Annotated in this window: 14 protein-coding genes; 6 read left to right on the top strand and 8 right to left on the bottom strand. The window is 72.1% G+C overall.

All coding sequences use genetic code 11. The features are described from left to right. Positions 1-27 precede the first annotated feature (27 nt). Positions 28-978: an NAD(P)/FAD-dependent oxidoreductase gene (locus tag OHA64_RS07150; RefSeq protein WP_405609604.1), complete on the bottom strand. Its 951-nt coding sequence runs from the start codon at positions 976-978 to the stop codon at positions 28-30. A gap of 78 nt (positions 979-1056) precedes the next feature. Here OHA64_RS07150 and OHA64_RS07145 point away from each other — a divergent pair, with 78 nt between their 5' ends. From OHA64_RS07145 to OHA64_RS07120, 6 genes are all read left to right on the top strand, one after another. Next, positions 1057-1728, top strand: a complete 672-nt coding sequence (locus OHA64_RS07145) for a helix-turn-helix domain-containing protein (protein ID WP_405609601.1) — start codon at positions 1057-1059, stop codon at positions 1726-1728. Between the two features lie 47 nt (positions 1729-1775). Further along, the gene (locus OHA64_RS07140; protein WP_405609598.1) at positions 1776-2753 is read left to right on the top strand and encodes an NADPH:quinone oxidoreductase family protein; all 978 of its coding nucleotides are present in this window, start codon (positions 1776-1778) and stop codon (positions 2751-2753) included. Next, positions 2750-3928, top strand: a complete 1179-nt coding sequence (locus tag OHA64_RS07135) for an acyl-CoA dehydrogenase family protein (protein ID WP_405609595.1) — start codon at positions 2750-2752, stop codon at positions 3926-3928. Before OHA64_RS07140 ends, OHA64_RS07135 begins: the two co-directional genes overlap by 4 nt. Further along, entirely contained in the window at positions 3925-5007 is a 1083-nt protein-coding gene (locus OHA64_RS07130; protein WP_405609592.1) for an acyl-CoA dehydrogenase family protein, read from the top strand. Before OHA64_RS07135 ends, OHA64_RS07130 begins: the two co-directional genes overlap by 4 nt. 174 nt (positions 5008-5181) lie before the next feature. Further along, positions 5182-6045, top strand: coding sequence for a phosphatidylinositol-specific phospholipase C/glycerophosphodiester phosphodiesterase family protein (locus OHA64_RS07125; protein ID WP_405609589.1), 864 nt, complete (start codon positions 5182-5184; stop codon positions 6043-6045). A 151-nt stretch (positions 6046-6196) separates the two neighbouring features. Next, positions 6197-6391 (top strand): hypothetical protein, encoded by a 195-nt coding sequence (locus OHA64_RS07120; protein WP_405609586.1) that lies wholly within the window; start codon positions 6197-6199, stop codon positions 6389-6391. Positions 6392-6394: 3 nt separating this feature from the next. On the opposite strand, the gene OHA64_RS07115 is transcribed toward OHA64_RS07120, so the two are convergent. The 7 genes from OHA64_RS07115 to OHA64_RS07085 all read right to left on the bottom strand — a co-directional run bounded on the left by OHA64_RS07115 (position 6395) and on the right by OHA64_RS07085 (position 16515). Beyond that, complete coding sequence (locus OHA64_RS07115) at positions 6395-7633, bottom strand: phosphodiester glycosidase family protein (protein WP_405609583.1); 1239 nt, start codon at positions 7631-7633, stop codon at positions 6395-6397. Positions 7634-7708: 75 nt separating this feature from the next. Further along, a complete protein-coding gene (locus OHA64_RS07110) occupies positions 7709-8092 on the bottom strand; it encodes a DUF779 domain-containing protein (RefSeq protein ID WP_405609580.1) in 384 nt (127 codons plus the stop codon). 55 nt (positions 8093-8147) lie between these two features. Then, complete coding sequence (locus tag OHA64_RS07105) at positions 8148-9218, bottom strand: bifunctional class I SAM-dependent methyltransferase/NUDIX hydrolase (RefSeq protein WP_405609577.1); 1071 nt, start codon at positions 9216-9218, stop codon at positions 8148-8150. Between the two features lie 74 nt (positions 9219-9292). Next, positions 9293-12223, bottom strand: a complete 2931-nt coding sequence (locus OHA64_RS07100) for an ATP-binding protein (protein WP_405609574.1) — start codon at positions 12221-12223, stop codon at positions 9293-9295. Between the two features lie 204 nt (positions 12224-12427). After that, a complete protein-coding gene (locus OHA64_RS07095) occupies positions 12428-13432 on the bottom strand; it encodes a (-)-alpha-amorphene synthase (protein WP_405609571.1) in 1005 nt (334 codons plus the stop codon). After that, positions 13416-14834: a cytochrome P450 gene (locus tag OHA64_RS07090; protein WP_405609568.1), complete on the bottom strand. Its 1419-nt coding sequence runs from the start codon at positions 14832-14834 to the stop codon at positions 13416-13418. Before OHA64_RS07090 ends, OHA64_RS07095 begins: the two co-directional genes overlap by 17 nt. Before the next feature lie 451 nt (positions 14835-15285). Then, on the bottom strand, positions 15286-16515 hold the full coding sequence (locus OHA64_RS07085) for a PP2C family protein-serine/threonine phosphatase (protein WP_405609565.1): 1230 nt from the start codon (positions 16513-16515) through the stop codon (positions 15286-15288). Positions 16516-16637: the final 122 nt, after the last annotated feature.

The following is a 16637-nucleotide window of genomic DNA, read 5'->3' as shown; positions in this document are numbered from 1 at the left end:
AGCCATGGTGCACCGGAGACGGACGGTCTACACCCGGACGGCCGCGACAGCCGCATCCAGGTCCGCCATCAGCATTTCCCCGTTGATCGTGGCGCCCGCCCGGTACCCGCCCGCCGCCGCGTTGACGACCTGTTCCGCGAAGCCCATCGCGTTGCCCGCCGCCCACACGCCGGGCACGGTCGTCAGACCCGTCTCGTCCACCACGGGATACGCACCGAACGGGGTCTCCCGCAGTTCGGCACCCAGCCGACGGAGCAGACCGGTCCGCGGGACGGCACGGGGCGCCACGAACAGCACATCCCGCGCGTGGGCCGTGCCGTCCGTGAGCCGGACCCCGGTGAGCCGGTCGTCCTCGGCAACCACCTCCGCGACCTCACCGGGCACCACCTTCACCCCGGCCGCGGCCAGCCTGCGCAGGTCGTCGTCCGACAGCTCCTCCTCGGCGACCGTGTGCAGGAAGAACGTCACGTCCTTGGACCACTGGGAGACGATCAGCGCCTGGTGCACACTCATCGGGGTCGTGGCGAGGACGCCGAAGGCCTGGTCCCGTACCTCCCAGCCGTGGCAGTACGGGCAGTGCAGCACATCCCGCCCGAAGCGTTCGGCCAGGCCCTCGACGTCCGGCAGCTCGTCCCGGAGGCCGGTGGCGATCACCAGGCGCCGGGCACGCACGGTCCGGCCACCCGCCAGGACCACGGCGAAGTCCCCGTCCCTGGTCACGTCCACCGCCCGGTCCCGGACCAGCTCCACCCCGTACCGCGCGATCTCCTCGCGGCCCTTCGCCAGGAAGTCGGCGGGGGACATGCCGTCCCGGGTCAGATAACCCTGCATGTGCGCGGCGGGCGCGTTGCGCGGCTCGCCGGCGTCGACGACCAGCGTCCGGCGCCGGGCCCGGCCCAGGACCAGCGCGGCGGACAGCCCGGCCGCGCCGCCTCCGACGACGACCACCTCGTAGGTGTCGCTGTACTTCTCGGTCATGGTGACCACCTCCACCCCGACCGTCGCTCGGTCACTGCCACATTGACAAACATGTTTGCCGAAACTGCAATGGATGGCATGAGTGACGACGACATGGGCGAGGTTCTCGCGGAAGTGGGCCCGCGACTGCGACGGATCCGCAAGGAGCGCGGGGCGACGCTGGCCGGGTTGTCCGGGGCGACCGGCATCTCGGTGAGCACGCTCTCCCGGCTGGAGTCGGGTCTGCGCAAGCCCAGCCTGGAGCTGCTGCTGCCGATCGCGCGGGCGCACGAGGTGGCGCTCGACGAACTGGTGGGCGCCCCCTCGGTGCGCGACCCACGGGTGCGGGCCGCGCCCATCTCCCGGCACGGGCGCACCTACTGGCCGCTCACCCGCCAGCCCGGCGGACTCCAGGCCTTCAAGGTGCTGGTGCCACAGGGGAACGAGGAACCGGAGCCGCGGACCCACGAGGGCTACGAGTGGCTGTACGTGCTGTCCGGGCGGCTCCGGCTGGTGCTGGGCGGCCATGACGCCGTCCTGACGGCCGGGGAGGTCGTCGAGTTCGACACCCGGGTGCCGCACTGGTTCGGGTCGACCGGGGAGGGGCCGGCGGAGTTCCTCAGCCTCTTCGGACCGCAGGGGGAGCGGATCCACGTACGGGCCCGGCCGAAGCAGTCGAAACGGACGGCGCGCGAGGGTGGCGAGGGCCACCGACGAACGACCGAAGACGACGGGCGGGAGCTGTTCCCTGATCGGCAAGCGACCGCTTAGTATGCGAGGGACCCCGGTCAGACGAAGCAGTCCCGTGGAGGCACCGCATGCAGGCATGGCAAGTGCACGAGAACGGCGAGCCGGGCGAGGTGATGCGCCTCGCGGACGTGGCGCGGCCCACGCCCGGTGACGGCCAGGTCCTGCTGAAGGTGCGCGCGGCGAACATCAACTTCCCGGACGTGCTGATGGCGCGGGGTCACTACCAGGTCAGGCCGCCGCTGCCGTTCACGCCCGGCGTGGAGATCTGCGGCGAGACGGAGGACGGGCGCCGGGTCATCGCCAACCCCGCCCTGCCGTACGGCGGTTTCGCCGAGTACGCCGTCGCGGACGCCGCCGCTGTCCTGCCCGCTCCCGAATCGCTGGACGACGCCGAGGCGGCCGCCCTGCACATCGGGTACCAGACCGGCTGGTTCGGCCTGCACCGGCGGGCCGGGCTGGAAGCCGGCGAGACGCTGCTCGTCCACGCTGCCGCAGGAGGGGTCGGCAGCGCGGCCGTGCAGCTCGGCAAGGCTGCCGGAGCGACGGTGATCGGTGTCGTCGGCGGCGCCGACAAGGCCGCCGTCGCCCGGCAGCTGGGCTGTGACGTGGTGATCGACCGGCGCGCCGAGGACGTCATCGCCGCGGTGAAGGAGGCCACCGGGGGCCGGGGCGCCGACGTGATCTACGACCCCGTCGGCGGCGAGGCCTACACCCAGTCGACCAAGGTCGTCGCCTTCGAGGGCCGGATCGTCGTCGTCGGCTTCACGAGCGGCACCATCCCCAGCCCGTCGCTCAACCATGCCCTGGTGAAGAACTACACGATCCTCGGCCTGCACTGGGGCCTGTACAACACCAAGAACCCGAAGCTGGTCCAGCACTGCCACGAGCAGCTCACCGAGCTGGCCGCCCGGGGCGCGATCAAGCCGCTGATCAGCGAGCGGGTGCCGCTGGGCGGTGCCGCGGCCGCCGTGCAGCGGGTGGGGGACGGTGTGACGACCGGACGGGTCGTCGTCGTTCCCGGCCTCACGCAAGGGGCGGCGGCATGACCGACGCAGCCGAACTCAAGCGCCGCACCGCCCAGTTGCTGGCCGACTTCCCGCCCGCCGAAACCGACCGGCTCGACTTCCTCAAGGCCCGGTTCGACGCCGGACTCGCCTGGGTGCACTACCCCGAGGGTCTTGGCGGCCTCGGAGCCCCACGCTCCCTCCAGGCCGTCGTGGACGCGGAGCTGGAGGCCGCCGATGCCCCCGACAACGACCCGCGGCGCATCGGCATCGGCCTGGGGATGGCCGCGCCGACGATCCTGAAGTACGGCACCGACGAGCAGAAGCAGCTCCTGCGGCCGCTGTGGGTGGGCGAGGAGGTCTGGTGTCAGCTCTTCAGCGAGCCCGGCGCCGGATCCGACCTCGCGGCGCTCGGGACGCGAGCCGTCCGGCAGGGCGGCGACTGGGTCGTCAACGGGCAGAAGGTGTGGACGTCCAGCGCGCACCTCGCCCGCTGGGCCATCCTCATCGCCCGCACCGACCCGGACGTGCCCAAGCACCGGGGCATCACGTACTTCATCTGCGACATGACCGACCCGGGCGTCGAGGTCCGGCCGTTGCGCCAGATCACCGGCGAGGCCGAGTTCAACGAGGTCTTCCTCACCGACGTCCGCATCCCCGACTCGCGTCGGCTCGGCGAGGTCGGCGACGGCTGGCGGGTCGCCCAGACCACGCTGAACAACGAACGCGTCGCCATCGGCGGCATGCGGCTGCCCCGCGAGGGCGGCATGATCGGCCCGGTCTCCAGGACCTGGCGCGAACGCCCCGACCTGCGCACCCACGACCTGCACCAGCGCCTGCTGAAGCTGTGGGTCGAGGCCGAGGTCGCCCGTCTCACCGGCGAACGCCTGCGCCAGCAGATGGTCGTCGGCCAGCCCGGCCCGGAAGGCGCCGGCATGAAGCTGGCGTTCGCCCGCCTCAACCAGGAGATCAGCGGCCTGGAGGTCGAACTCCTCGGCGAGGAAGGCCTGTTGTACGAGGACTGGACCATGCGCCGACCGGAGCTGGTCGACTTCACCGGCCGCGACGCCGGCTACCGCTACCTCCGCTCCAAGGGCAACAGCATCGAGGGCGGGACCAGCGAGGTCCTGCTGAACATCGTCGCCGAGCGCGTCCTGGGCCTGCCCAGCGAGCCGCGCAACGACAAGGACGTCGCCTGGAAGGACCTCGCCCGATGAGTACCGAGCCCGACCTGCTGTACTCGGAGGAGGAAGAGGCGCTGCGCGCCGCCGTCCGCGACCTGCTCACCGACCACTGCGACCCGGCGGGCGTGATCGTGCGGACCGAGTCGGCCACGCCCCACGACCGCGAGACATGGAAGGCCCTCACCGACGGCATGGGCCTCGCCGGGCTGTTGGTGCCCGAGGCGCTCGGCGGCCAGGGCGCCACCCACCGTGAAGTCGCCGTCGTTCTTGAGGAGTTGGGGCGGGCAGTGGCTCCCGTGCCCTACCTGACCAGTGCCGTCGTCGCCACCGAGGCGCTGCTGGCGTGCGCGGCCGACGACCTGCTCGCCCAGCTGGCCTCCGGCCGGACGATCGGTGTCCTCGCCGTCGCGCTGCACACGGCACCGGACGCCGCCTTCCCGTCCGTACGACGGGAGAACGGCACGCTGCACGGGGAGCTGACCGGGATCGCCGACGCGGCCGTCGCCGACGTGCTGCTCGTCCCGGTCGAGGACGGCGGGCTGTACGCCGTCGACGCGGACGCCGTGACCGTCACCCCGCAGGTGGCGCTGGATCTGACCCGACCCCTCGCGACGGTCACCCTGGACGGCGCGTCGGCCCGCCGGATCGGCGACGCCGAACCCGCCGTACGCCGTGCTCTGCGCACCGCGGCAGGGCTGCTGGCCTCCGAGCAACTCGGGCTGGCGGAATGGGCGTTGACGGAGACGGTCCGCTACCTGAAGGAACGCAAGCAGTTCAACCGGCCCGTCGGCGGCTTCCAGGCCCTCAAGCACCGGCTCGCCCAGCTGTGGCTGGAGGTCGTCAGCCTGCGGGCGGCGGCCCGCGGCGCGGCGGACGCCCTCGCGACCGGTGAGAACGTGGACGTGGCGGTCGCCGTCGCCCAGGCCTACGCGGCCCCCGTCGCGGTCCGCGCCGCCGAGGAGGCCCTGCAACTGCACGGCGGCCTCGGGATGACCTGGGAACACCCGATCCACCTGAACCTGAAGCGAGCCAAGGCCGACTCGATCGCCTACGGCACCGCGGGCGCCCACCGCGCGACCCTGGCCGAACTGGTCGACCTCCAGGCACCCTGACGTCCACCGGGAAAAGCCCGCCCGAGCTGGGGCGGGCTTTTCCGCGAGCCCCCACGGACGAGATGAACGGACAGCGGCAGTCCGGCCAACTCCTCTCCCGGCACTGCACCTTGGGGCCCTACGGATCGCATACTCGCAGCAGCGACCCCGTAAGGCCGACCAGGGAGGCAGAGCATGGCCCTCACCACCCGACGCAGAGCCCTCACCACCCTCGGCGCCGCCCTGGCGGGTGCGGTCGCCCGGCCCGCGGCCGACGCGTTCGCGGCCGAACACAAGCACCGGCCGCGCCCGTTGTGGCGTGCCCACGCGCACAACGACTACGAGCATCCGCGGCCCCTTCTCGACGCCCTCGACCACCGCTTCGGCAGCGTCGAGGCCGACATCTACCTCGTCGGCGACCAGCTTCTCGTCGCCCACGACCCCGTCGACCTCGACCCGACCCGCACCCTCGAATCCCTCTACCTCGACCCGCTGGCCGCCCGTGTCAGGGCCAACCACGGTTCCGTGTACCGGGGGTGCCGCGCGCCGCTGCAACTGCTGATCGACATCAAGACGGAGGGTGCGTCGACCTACCTCGAACTCGACCGTCATCTGCGGCGCCAGCAGCACCTGTTCACGACGTACGCCCATGGCCGGGTGCGCCCGGGCGCGGTCACGGCTGTCATCTCCGGCGACCGAGCGGCCCGTACCCCGATGGAGGCCCAGACCGTCCGCCGGGCCTTCTACGACGGCCGGCTCGCCGACCTCGGCAGTGCGGCGCCCGCCTCCATCATCCCGCTGATCAGCGACAACTGGACGCTCAACTTCGCCTGGGCGGGCGTCGGCGCCTTCCCCGACACCGAACGGCAGAAGCTGCGCGGCATCGTCCGCACGGCCCACCGGCGCGGTCAGAAGGTGCGGCTGTGGGCCACGCCGGACGTGGCGGGCCCGGCACGGGACGCCGTGTGGAGCGAACTGCTCGCTGCTGGCGTCGACCACATCAACACCGACGACCTGGCCGGACTGGAGGCGTTCCTCGACGCCCACCGGGCGACGTAGCCACACGACGCAGCCACACGACGCAGCCACCACCCGCCGGACATCACACGTTCGGCGGACAGGTCAGCCGCCCGGACGAACCCTCCGCTACGCCACACTTGCGGCCGAACGCCGCGAACCAGACATGGCGGCGTGGCGGAGGAGGTTGACGATGGCGATTTCCATCTCGGTGGTGCTGCTGCTGGTGATCCTGGCGACGGTCTTCCTGCGCAGTGGCGGGCTGAAGGTCTCCCACGCGCTGGTGTGCCTGCTGCTCGGCTTCTACCTGGCCGGCACGAACATCGCGCCCAGCATCAACAGCGGTCTGATGGCGACGGCGGACATCGTCAGCGGCCTCAGACCGTGAGCGTCACGGGGTCGTGAAGATCCCGATGCCGTTCGGGACGGGCCGTTCCGCGCCCCCGGAGGGATGGTTGCGTACGGTGACGGTGCTCGCGCCCGGCGCCCGGGCGGCCAGGGTCGTGGAGCCTCCGCCGTCCAGGCTGAAGGCGTCGTCCGAGCCCAACTCCCGCATGGTGTCGGCGACTTCGGCGACGGTGAGCCCGCCGCGGTACTGGGGCGCGCCGTCCAGCGCGAGCAGCAGCAGGCGCCGCCCGCCGTCCGCGACACCCACGGCGGTCCGCACGGCGGAGGCTGTGGTGTCGAGGCCGGGCAGTGGCAGCCCGCCCCGCAGGACCGGGTAGCCGCCAAGCGCGAAGCGGTACGCGATCCGGGTCGAGGACGACACCAGCCGGTGTCGCACCGTCACCGGCTCGCCCTGGAAGAACGTCCGCAGCTGCCGCGCGCCCGCCTCCCGTCCGACCAGCACGGTGGTCCCCGCGGCGATCGGGCCACGGCCGGGGGTGTCGGACAGCGACACGACCCGACGATGACGCACCGTCACCTCGTAGGTGTCCGTGCTGCACGCAGCGGCCCGGTCCGTGTCCGTGCCGCAGGTGGCCCGCACCCGGGAAGCGCTGCCCCAGTCGGAGGTGAACGCGCCGATGGATCCCTCCGGCAACGCGTACTGGTTCAGCCCGCCAAGTGGCAGTCGTCCCACCGGCGTGCGGATCGAACCGTCGAGAGCGAGGGCGTCCAGCCGGGCCCGCCGGTCCACACCCACGCCGAACACGTCCTCGGTGCCGGTGCCGGGCGGCAGCGCGGGGCCGAAGCGCTGGCCGTTCGGCACCGCCGCTTTGAGTACATGGCCCCCGGTGATCGCCGGGCCCACGGTCGCGCCGGTGGCCTCGACGCCCGGGTGCTGAGTCTCGGTGATGTTGAAGAAGTCGCCGTTGATCCCCGCCACGGCCCCGGCCGCGTCGGCCATGCCGGAGACGGGGGCACGCGCGGCCACCGCCCCCGGATACAGCAGGTCCAGGCGGACCCGGGGATCGCGCAGGTCGACGGTCAGCACATGGGCGTGCGCCACCCCATGGGCCGCCGGGACGTCGAGCTCCCGGTACCCGACCCCCGGCGCGAGCGCTTTCCCGTCCGGTACGGCGCCGGCCGGTGCCGCCCCCACCAGGGCCGCACCGGCCAGCGTGCCGAGCGCCGCGAGCAACGCCAGTACGTTTTTGCCCGCTCCGAACCGTCCTTGACGACGCGTCACAGTCCCCCCTGATGTCTCGTCAACTGTCCCAGGACCCGGGGGAAGTGCACCAGACGACCGTGAGCGGCGCGGTGTCTATGCGCCGACGACCCGCGAACGGGTGAGGAAACGAACCCCCTCGGGTGCCTCCAGCGAGAAGCCACCGCCCCGGCCCTCGACGACGTCGACGATCAGCCGGGTGTGGCTCCACACCTCGTACTGGCTGCGCGACATCCAGAACGTCACCGGCTCCTCGACCCCCTCCACGACCAGCTCCGCGAGCAGCACGTCCGAGTCACCGGTACGGAACTCGCCCGCCGGGAAGCACATCGGCGCGCTGCCGTCGCAACAGCCGCCGGACTGGTGGAACATCAGCGGGCCGTGCGTCTCGCGCAGTCGGCGCAACAGGTCGGCGGCCGCGGGGGTCAGCTCGACCCGCGGGACCTCGTCGTGCAGGGCGCGTGCGGATTCCTCGTCCATGGTCCCCGAGTGCAGCACGGGCAAGGTTGCGAGAGGGTTGCACGCGCCCCCGCGGTCAGGGGGCGTACGGGGTGAAGTGGGCAGAGGTATGGTCGATCGGCAGGTCGGGGCGCCATGCGGTGAGGCCCTGGGCGCTGCACACGAACAGGTTCTCCGGCAGCCGGTCCAGGGCGAACCAGCGCCAGTCGCCGACGCGTTCGCCGGGCTGGTCGGCCGGCTCGCCCCGCCACGCCGTGACCCGCGCGGGTACGGTCACCCGTACGACGTCGCCGACATGGTCGAGGAGCGTGCCCAGGAGGTGTACGTCGGCGGGGCTCGCCTCGATCCCGGTCTCCTCGGCGAGCTCGCGCACCACCGTCTCCTGGAGCGACTCACCGGGTTCCACCGTGCCGCCGGGCAGCTCCCAGGTGCCGCGGCGGTGCCGGCCCAGCAGCAGGCCCCGGGGGCCGTAGAGGATGGCGCCCACGCCGAGTGCCCCGTGCGGGACCGGCGGCCCGGCGCCGCGTGGACGGGAGGAGACCCGCAGGGGCCGGGTGACGCGGAGGATCCGGCGGGAGGCGTGGTCGGCCTCGTCCGGTGTGTCGAGGACCTCGACGTGTTCGACGCGCAGCCCCTGCTCGGCGAGCAGGTCGGTCCAGAGGTCCGGTGTGATCACCCACGTCCGGACACCGTCGGCGTGGCGCGGCTCGACGGACGACGAGGGGCCGCCGCCGCGGGAGTTGGTGTGCGGTACGCCGAAGCACAGCGTCCCGCCGGGCCGGAGCGCCGAGGCAAGGACGGGCAGCAGACGGCGGGGATCGATGGAGGCGACGGCGTCGACGGAGTAGATGACGTCGTACGGCTCCGTGCTGCTCAGGAACTCCACGGCGTCGGCCCGCACCAGGCGCAGTCCCGGCAGTGAGCCGAGCTCGGCGGGAACCCGCTCGTAGGGCCCCGGGTCGACCGCGTCCACCGTGGCGCCGTACGCGCGGACGAGGTGGGCGGCGTGCCGGGCGGCGTCGTATCCGAAGGCGAGCACCCGCCGGCCGGAGATGTCGCCGAGGATTTCGGCCCCCGGGTCGGCGCCCGGGAAGCCCCAGTCGAACCGCGCTCCGGCGTCGTCGGGACGGAAGGGCTGCGGCCGCAAGGTGCCTCCTGTGTACGAGGGGCCGAGGGTTCATGTGACCTCCCCATGATGCAATCAGCACCTGGGAGGTGGGATCACGTCCGGGGACGCGGGAAGGTCTCCAGGGCCTCGGCCAGGCCCGCCGGATCGGTGCCGACCTTGCGGTACACGGAGGAGAGCAGCTGCCGTACACCCTGTTCCTTGAGGCGGAGGTCCTTCGCGACCACGGCCGCCGGGTGGCCCTGAGCCGTCATCTCGGCCGCTTTCCGTTCGTGGGCCGTGAGCGTGTCCGTCTGCGGGTACCGCAGGGGCAGCGGGCGCATTCCGGCCGCGGAGAGTTCCGCCCTGGCCCGGGCGGCCAGCGCGTCGGCGCCGCAGTGCACGGCCCCTTCCAGGCCCTGGTAGAGCCGGTCCGCGGCGTCGTGGAGCCGACCGTATCGGGCGAGCGAGGCACCGTGGCCGATCAGCGCGCGTGCCAGGTCGTAGGCGGCCGGCGACCGTTCCAGGTGCTCCACGGCGTCCGCGTGCAGATCGAGCGCCGCCCTTCCGCCGGTCACCTCGGCCAGGGTGTGCAGCGCCTGCCCGATCGCGGACGCCGCACCGAAGTGCCGGGCACGGTCGAGGGCGTCCTGGGCGTGCCGGACGGCGCGGTCGGGGGCGGAACGGGCCAGGGCGGACGCGAGATGCAGCTGCCAGGGACACCATGCGGGGTTGCGCCAGTCCCGTCCGTCCAGCCAGTTCCCGACCTCGGTCAAGAGGTGCTCCGCCTCGCGAAGGCGTCCCTCCGCGAGGAGCAACTCGGCGTACACCGTGCGGGGATCGGGATAGATGACGGCATTGGGAACGTCCTCGCCGTAGTCGTGACGGTCGGCCAGTCGGCGCGCGTCACGGGTTCGCCCGCGGGCCAGCAGTGTCTGGGTGAGGATGCCGATGGCGAACCACTGCGCGGGCACCGCCCCTTCGACCCGCTGCGCCGTGCGCAGGCCTTCACGCACCCAGTGCTCCGCCTCCGCCAGGCAGCCCCGGCGGTAGCGGATGTAGGCGAACAGGGTCTGGCCGACGGCCAGATGCGAGCCCCGCCACCCCTTGGACTCGCACTCGGCCATCCCCTTGGTGAACAGTTCCTCGGCCCGTCCCGGCTGGTCGCAGTACATGTAGGCCAGGGCCACGGAGACCGGGACCTCGAAGCCACGGTTCTCGTCGGTCCAGCTCATTCCGCCGCGCAGGGCGTCCTCGGCGTGTTCGAGGACGGTCCGCCGGGGCTCACCACGCAGCAGGGCGTCCCACGAGCGCAGGCCCAGGATGCAGCGTTCCTCCAGGCCGCGCTCGGCCGGCCGCCCCCGGGCCGCCACCCTGGCGGCCAGCCGGGTCAGTGTGCGGGAGCGGGCGGACGAGTCGGGTTCGTCGGTGCGGTTCATGCTCCAGACGACGTGGTCGGCCTGCATCCGAAGCCGGACACGGGCGTTGGTGGTCAGCCGGGCCTCCTCGGCGGCCACCTGCGCGGCCTCGGCCAGCCGGTCGGTGTGAGCGAGCGCCTGGGTGAGCCGGTAGACGATGGAGGCGCGCAGGGCGGGGTCGATCCCGGGCTCCGCCAGGGCCGCCCGGAGGTGTTTCACGGTGGCCGTGGGTTCGATGAGGAAGGTCGAGCCCGCGAGTTCGTGCAGGAGGGCGGCGCGGTCCTCCGGCAGGGGAGGCTCCTGCAACGCCCGGGTCAGCAGGCGGCGGGCCGCTTCCGGAGCGCCGGCCCGCAGGGATTCACGAGCCGCTTCTCGGAGGCAGTCGACCGCTTCGGACTTGCCGTCGCAGGGGACCTCCAACAGATGCCGGGCGGACGCGGTCGGGCCGAACCCGGCCGCGCGGAGGGACTCGGCGGCCGCGTTGTGCATGCCGACCCGCAGACCCGGCGGGATCGACTGGTAGATCGTGGTGGCGATCAGCGGATGGACGAAACCCAGGCCGCCGCCCGCTCCGTCGTCGTCGGCCAGGATGCGGGCGGCGCGCAGCTTCTCGGTCGCCTCGACGGCGGCCTCGCGGCCGATCGCCGCGATGGTGGCGGCGAGGTCGGGGGAGAACGGCGCACCCAGGACGGCTCCCGCGTACGTGAAGCGGACGGTGCTCGTGCCGAGCCGCTGGAGGCGCTCGATCAGTCCGGGTCCCTTCACGGCGGTGGCCAGGGCCCGCATCGTCGGCAGCTCGTCCTGGGTGCCCTTGAGATGGCGCTGGCGGAGCCGGATGGCGAGTTCCACGGTCTCGAACGGGCTGCCGCCGGTGACCGTGCGGCACTCCTCGCAGAACTCGTCCTCGGCGCCGTCCCCCACCTGCTCCCGCACGATGCACGCCACACCCGCGGTCGTCAGCGGTGCGAGGGGGTGCGGGCGGCTGCCGTGACCGTCGACCAGCGCGCGGAACGCGGTCGCCTCGTGCGGCAGTTCGTCGGGCCGGTAGGCGACCACGATCAGCAGCGGCAGGTCCGCGGCCCGGGGAGCGAAGGAGGCGAGCCAGCCGAGGGACTCGATGTCGGCCCAGTGCAGGTCGTCCAGGAGCAGCACGACGGGCGTCCTCTTCATCACCGTCAGGCGCGTCATGACCCAGTCGAGCCCGTCGCGCACACCCGTCGGGTCCGGTACGTGCGAGGTCTCCGCCGCCTCCAGGCCGAGCGTGGCGGCGACGATGGCGTACCAACTGCCCAGGAAGGCCACCCGTTCCGCCTCGTCCATCGTGGCCAGGGCGGGTTGGACGAGCTGGCGGACCACGTGGAACGCCAGCTCCTGGTCCGCCTCGCCGCCCCGGCTCGAGAGCACCCTGAACCCCTCGGCCGTGGCGCGGGCGCGGGCCTCGGTCATGAGTGCCGTCTTGCCCAGCCCCGCAGGTCCCGTGAACGCGAGCAGCCCGCTGTGCCGGGTGCACGGGCCGCCGTCGGCGACGGCCCGCAGATCCGACAGGGCCGCGTCGAGCGCACCGAGCTCCTGTGTGCGTTCGAGCAACTGCCGGGGCGGGATGCTCGGTTGCCGTGACCCATGCGCCATGTGCCCTACCGTTTCCTGTCGTTCGACCACCGGGAGGCAGGCAGGAGCGTACGCCCCACGACATGCGGTATGGGCGAATTCGCGCACGAGCAGGCCAAGTACGGATGAATCACCCGCTCTCGTGGCTTGGCGCGTTCGCCTCGTGGGTACGGTCGACCAAATGTGCCTTGCCCGGAAGGACCGCACCCGCGGTGCCGGAAGGTCTCAAGACGCGGGCTCCGTCGCCGTGTCCGCGTAGCGCGGCACGGTACGGGACCAGTGGTAGCACCCGCCGATCCAGCCGATCATGCCCTCCACACAGTCGAGTCCCGCGGGACTGAGGACCGGTTCGATCTGCGCGCGGAGCCTCTCGAACTCGTTGACGGCGCTGTTGATCTGCCGGATGGCCAGGGTGACGGCGACCGGCAGGGGGCACCCACGGGCGCGCTGGTGGGCCAGGGCCAGATTGATCACGCCCCCCGCTCGTTGTTCCTTCACCGCGGAGAACAGATCCGCCGTCCACACGGCCGCGTCGACCGACAGGCGCCGCATGCGCCGCATGACCGGATGATGAAGCTCCTCCGGGGCCGACTCGCCGCGCCGCGCGGCCTCGTACAGCGGGTAGAAGGGCTCGACCCCGGCGGTCAACGAACGTATGGAGGTGCACAGTCCGGTCGGCAGGGGGAAGGCGCCGTTCTGGGCCACGGATTCGTACAGCAGCCCATGCACGTACTCCCGGCTCGTCCAGGCCCAGCGCTCCGCCTGGGCCGGGGTGCACCGCTCCTGGACCTGGCGGTACAGGTCGGCCAGGGCCGCCCCGAGGGCGGTGGTGGGCGGCTGACCGTCGCGCAGAATCGCCACGCTCTCGCAGAGCATGGGCAGCAACCGGTCCGGCCACCGACGGCCGACCTCCTCCGCCTGGTCGTCGAAGACGAACTGATACGCGATCTGGTTCGCCACGATCTGCAGGATGTCCGCGTCCACGCCCGGGCTGGTGCAGGACGCGAGCTCGGCGGGGCGGGTGGAGCGGAGCATCTCCGGCACGCCCGGTTCGCCGCTCAGTCCCTGCGCGCGGAGCCACTCCTCGACGCCTGCCACCGCCACCGACTCGTGCGGATTCCTGAGGAGCGCGAAGGGCATGCGGAGATGGGTGTCGACCAGTTCCTTGAGGGTGGCGGCGTGCGGTGAGCCGTGCGGGGCGATCATGCTCTCCTCATGTGTCGTCGACACCGTTGTCACCTGCCGTTCGGGTGTCCGGGGCCAGAAGTGCGACGGCGGCCCTGAGCGCGGGCGCGTCCCCAGCCGGTGCGTCCGTCGTACGACGCGCACGTGGTTCACAGGTCATCACCAGCGACCTCGGCCCCAACGTCACCACCGGGCGCTGCTTTCCGACGGGACCGGGCAGCTGCCGCAGTCGCCAGCGGCTCGCGACGACCGCGACGACCGCGATCGCCTCCGTGACGGCGAACGTGTCGCCCACGCACTTACGGCTCCCCGCGGCGAACGGGAGCAACGCGGCCTGCGATCGGGGTGTGGGCTGGGGCCCGCGCGTGGCCGGTGGTTCCGGCGCGGCCCGTGACCCGGCCGGTTCCGGTGCGGGCAGCCATCGCTCGGGCAGGAACCGGTCGGGCTCGGGGAACGACGCGGGGTCGTGATGCAGGAGGTAGGGGCTGTACAGAACGGTCGAACCCTTGGGGAGACGGCGCCCGGCGAGCGTCGTGTCCCGGGTCGTGACGCGGGTGAAGAGCCAGCCCGGCGGGGAGTGGCGCAGTGTCTCGGTGATGACGGCGCGGGTCTGTGCGAGGCGCGGGAGATCCTCGGGGGCCAGGCTCGGGCGCCCGGCGAGGACGGTGTCGATCTCGGCGTGCAGCCGTTCCGCAGCCTCCGGGTTCCGGGCCAGCAGGTCGAAGGCTGAGGCCAGGCACAGGGCGGTGGTCTCCACTCCGGTCAACAGAAGGGTGATGAGCTGGTCGTGGATCTCCTGTGCGCTGACCGCCGGTACTCCGTCGCCGTCGTCCCGCGCGGCTTCCAGCAGTGTCTCCAGCAGATCGTCGCGGGGGGCGTCCGCGGAGCGTCGCCTACGCTCCGCGATCACGCCGTCGATGATCGTGTGCAGACGGGCGACCGCGTGCCGATAGCGGCGGTTCGCGGGTGTGGGGAGGCGGAAGACGGCGTCGACGGATACGACCGTGCGCAGGAACAGCCCCCGCACGACGTCGGTGAGACAGTGCCGCACCTCGGCGGCCGTCGCGGCGTCGAGTGAGTCGGAGAAGAGGAGGCGGCTGATCACCCGGGTGGTCATGGCCATCATGACCGCGCTGACGTCGACCTCCTGGCCGGCGCGCCACTCACGGCACAGCAACTCGGCCTCGTCCAGCATCAGTCGGGTGTGCTCGGCCACCCGGGACGGGCGGAACGCGGGCTGGACCAGCCTGCGCTGCCTGCGGTGGTCCGCGTGCGGGCAGGTGACGACGCCGTCGCCCATCAGAAGCCGTAGCCTGTCGTACTGCGTGCCTCCCCTGTCGAACGTGCGGGTCTCCCTGAGCATCTCGTGGACCAGGTCCGGATGGCACACCACCCAGGCGCGCAGGGGCCCCAGCCGTATCTGCACCAGATCGCCGTGTGCGGGCAAAGAATTCAGAAACTCCAGCGGGTGACGGAACAACGCGATACCGTGAGCGATGGAGGGGAATATGCTGGGCGCAGTACCCACTGTCCATTTTCGCTCTGGTTCGGGGACAAAGGCGTTCATCGAATACCACCGTCTCGGCCAGAATGCGGAATGCGCAATTCGGTGATGTTTCACCGACTCGGCGCTTGCAGCATGTCCTGCCCAGTCCACCTGCCGCCCGACGTGCAGACCCCACCCCTTGAGGGGGCGCACAGGAGCGCGGGGGGAGCACTGCGGAGAATCGCGGTTCGCGCCTACGACCCGACTGTCGGTGTTCTTCTGTCCCTCGGTTGGCTTCTGTTGTCTTTCGTAACCCTTTTCCTCATGCAGCGACCTGCCCGGATGGCCGCCATGCGGAATTCAGCCGGAATGAAATCGTCCGCTCACCCTCGGTTTCGGGCGAAAGAAATGGTCACAGGCGGATGGCGATGAGCGCCGTGTCGTCGGTGTTGCCGCCGACGGGAAGCAGGTCGGCCAGGAGGGCGTCGGACAGGGGCTCGGGGTCGGCATGCCGGTGGCGGATCAGGGAGTCGGCGAGGCGGGCCAGGCCGGTGTCGATGTCCTCGTCGCGGCGTTCGATGAGGCCGTCCGTGTACAGGACCAGGGTGGAACCCGCGGTGAACGGGGCACGGGCCTGGGGGCGGGGGAGGTGTTCGGGGCGGGCGGCGAGCGGGGGATCGGTGGCCTGGTCCAGGAAGGTGATGTTGCCGTCGGGGTCCACGAGCACGGGTGGTGGGTGTCCGGCGCAGGAGTAGGTGACGGTGTGACTGGCCCAGTCGATGAAGGTCGTCACGACGGTGGTCGACTCGGCGCCCTCGACGAAGCGGGCGTACAGGCCGAGCGCCTCCAGGGCCCGGGCCGGGCCGTCGGCGACGCGGCAGGCCGCGCTCAGTGCGCTGCGCAGCTGTCCCATGGCACAGGCGGCCGCGAGGCCGTGGCCGACGACGTCGCCGACCGCGACCGCGAGGTTGTCGCCGGGCAGGTCGACCAGGTCGTACCAGTCGCCGCACACGTTCAGGGCGCCGATGGCGGGCCGGTAGCGCACGGCCGCCTCGTGCGGACCGATCGGGCCGGGCGCGGGCAGCATCGCCGCCTGCAGTGCCAGGGCGACCTCGCGCTCTCGGGCGTGCGCCTGGCGCAACCGTTCGTTGATGTCCTGCAGTTCCCGGGCGCGGGTGTACAGCTCGGCCTCCAGCACGCGGGCCCGGTCGTCGCCGACCGGCCCGCCGCGGGCGCGGATGAGTTCCGTGACCTCCTCCACCCGGTGCACGACCAGCGCCACCTTGCCGTCGGGGCCGAGGACGGGCGCGTTGACCGGGCTCCAGTAGTGCTCCCGCCAGTATCCCGGGCGGGCGGGATCCTCGATGTCGTAGCGGATCAGCGCCATCGTGTCGCGCTCGCCGGTCTGCACCACCCGCAGCATCGATGCCTGTGTCTCCTGCATGCCCGCCGCGGCCGGGTCGTTCGGGTTCTCGGGGAAGACGTCGAAGATGTAGCGGCCCAGCAGTTGCTCGCGGGTGCGGCGGGCCAGCCGCAGGAAGTCGTCGTTGGCGTCGGCGTACACCAGCTCAGGGGTGAGCAGTGCCACCATGCCGGGCAGGGCCCGGAAGACCGCCGCGTAGTCGATCTGCGGTTTCCTCATGTGCTGTCTGCCTCGACACGGGTCGTCATTAACTGATTTTCCACGATAGACGGAATGAGCCACGGGCGAGGCACGGATCGCGGTGACGCTCGGCCTCGTCGGCGGCGCGCCGCGGTCGGCCG

Origin of the sequence: Streptomyces sp. NBC_00076 (genome assembly GCF_045041235.1) — a bacterium.
GTDB lineage: Bacteria > Actinomycetota > Actinomycetes > Streptomycetales > Streptomycetaceae > Streptomyces.
The sequence above is the reverse complement of the archived record's forward strand: the minus strand, read 5'-3'. Positions and strand labels throughout refer to the sequence as shown.

Excerpts from the sequence above, each read along its gene's own strand:
- OHA64_RS07130 (WP_405609592.1), top strand. The coding sequence starts at position 3,925 with ATGAGTACCGAGCCCGACCTGCTGTACTCGGAGGAGGAAGAGGCGCTG.
- OHA64_RS07135 (WP_405609595.1), top strand. The coding sequence starts at position 2,750 with ATGACCGACGCAGCCGAACTCAAGCGCCGCACCGCCCAGTTGCTGGCC.
- OHA64_RS07110 (WP_405609580.1), bottom strand. The coding sequence starts at position 8,092 with ATGGACGAGGAATCCGCACGCGCCCTGCACGACGAGGTCCCGCGGGTC.
- OHA64_RS07085 (WP_405609565.1), bottom strand. The coding sequence starts at position 16,515 with ATGAGGAAACCGCAGATCGACTACGCGGCGGTCTTCCGGGCCCTGCCC.
- OHA64_RS07100 (WP_405609574.1), bottom strand. The coding sequence starts at position 12,223 with ATGGCGCATGGGTCACGGCAACCGAGCATCCCGCCCCGGCAGTTGCTC.
- OHA64_RS07145 (WP_405609601.1), top strand. The coding sequence starts at position 1,057 with ATGAGTGACGACGACATGGGCGAGGTTCTCGCGGAAGTGGGCCCGCGA.
- OHA64_RS07150 (WP_405609604.1), bottom strand. The coding sequence starts at position 978 with ATGACCGAGAAGTACAGCGACACCTACGAGGTGGTCGTCGTCGGAGGC.
- OHA64_RS07140 (WP_405609598.1), top strand. The coding sequence starts at position 1,776 with ATGCAGGCATGGCAAGTGCACGAGAACGGCGAGCCGGGCGAGGTGATG.
- OHA64_RS07120 (WP_405609586.1), top strand. The coding sequence starts at position 6,197 with ATGGCGATTTCCATCTCGGTGGTGCTGCTGCTGGTGATCCTGGCGACG.
- OHA64_RS07125 (WP_405609589.1), top strand. The coding sequence starts at position 5,182 with ATGGCCCTCACCACCCGACGCAGAGCCCTCACCACCCTCGGCGCCGCC.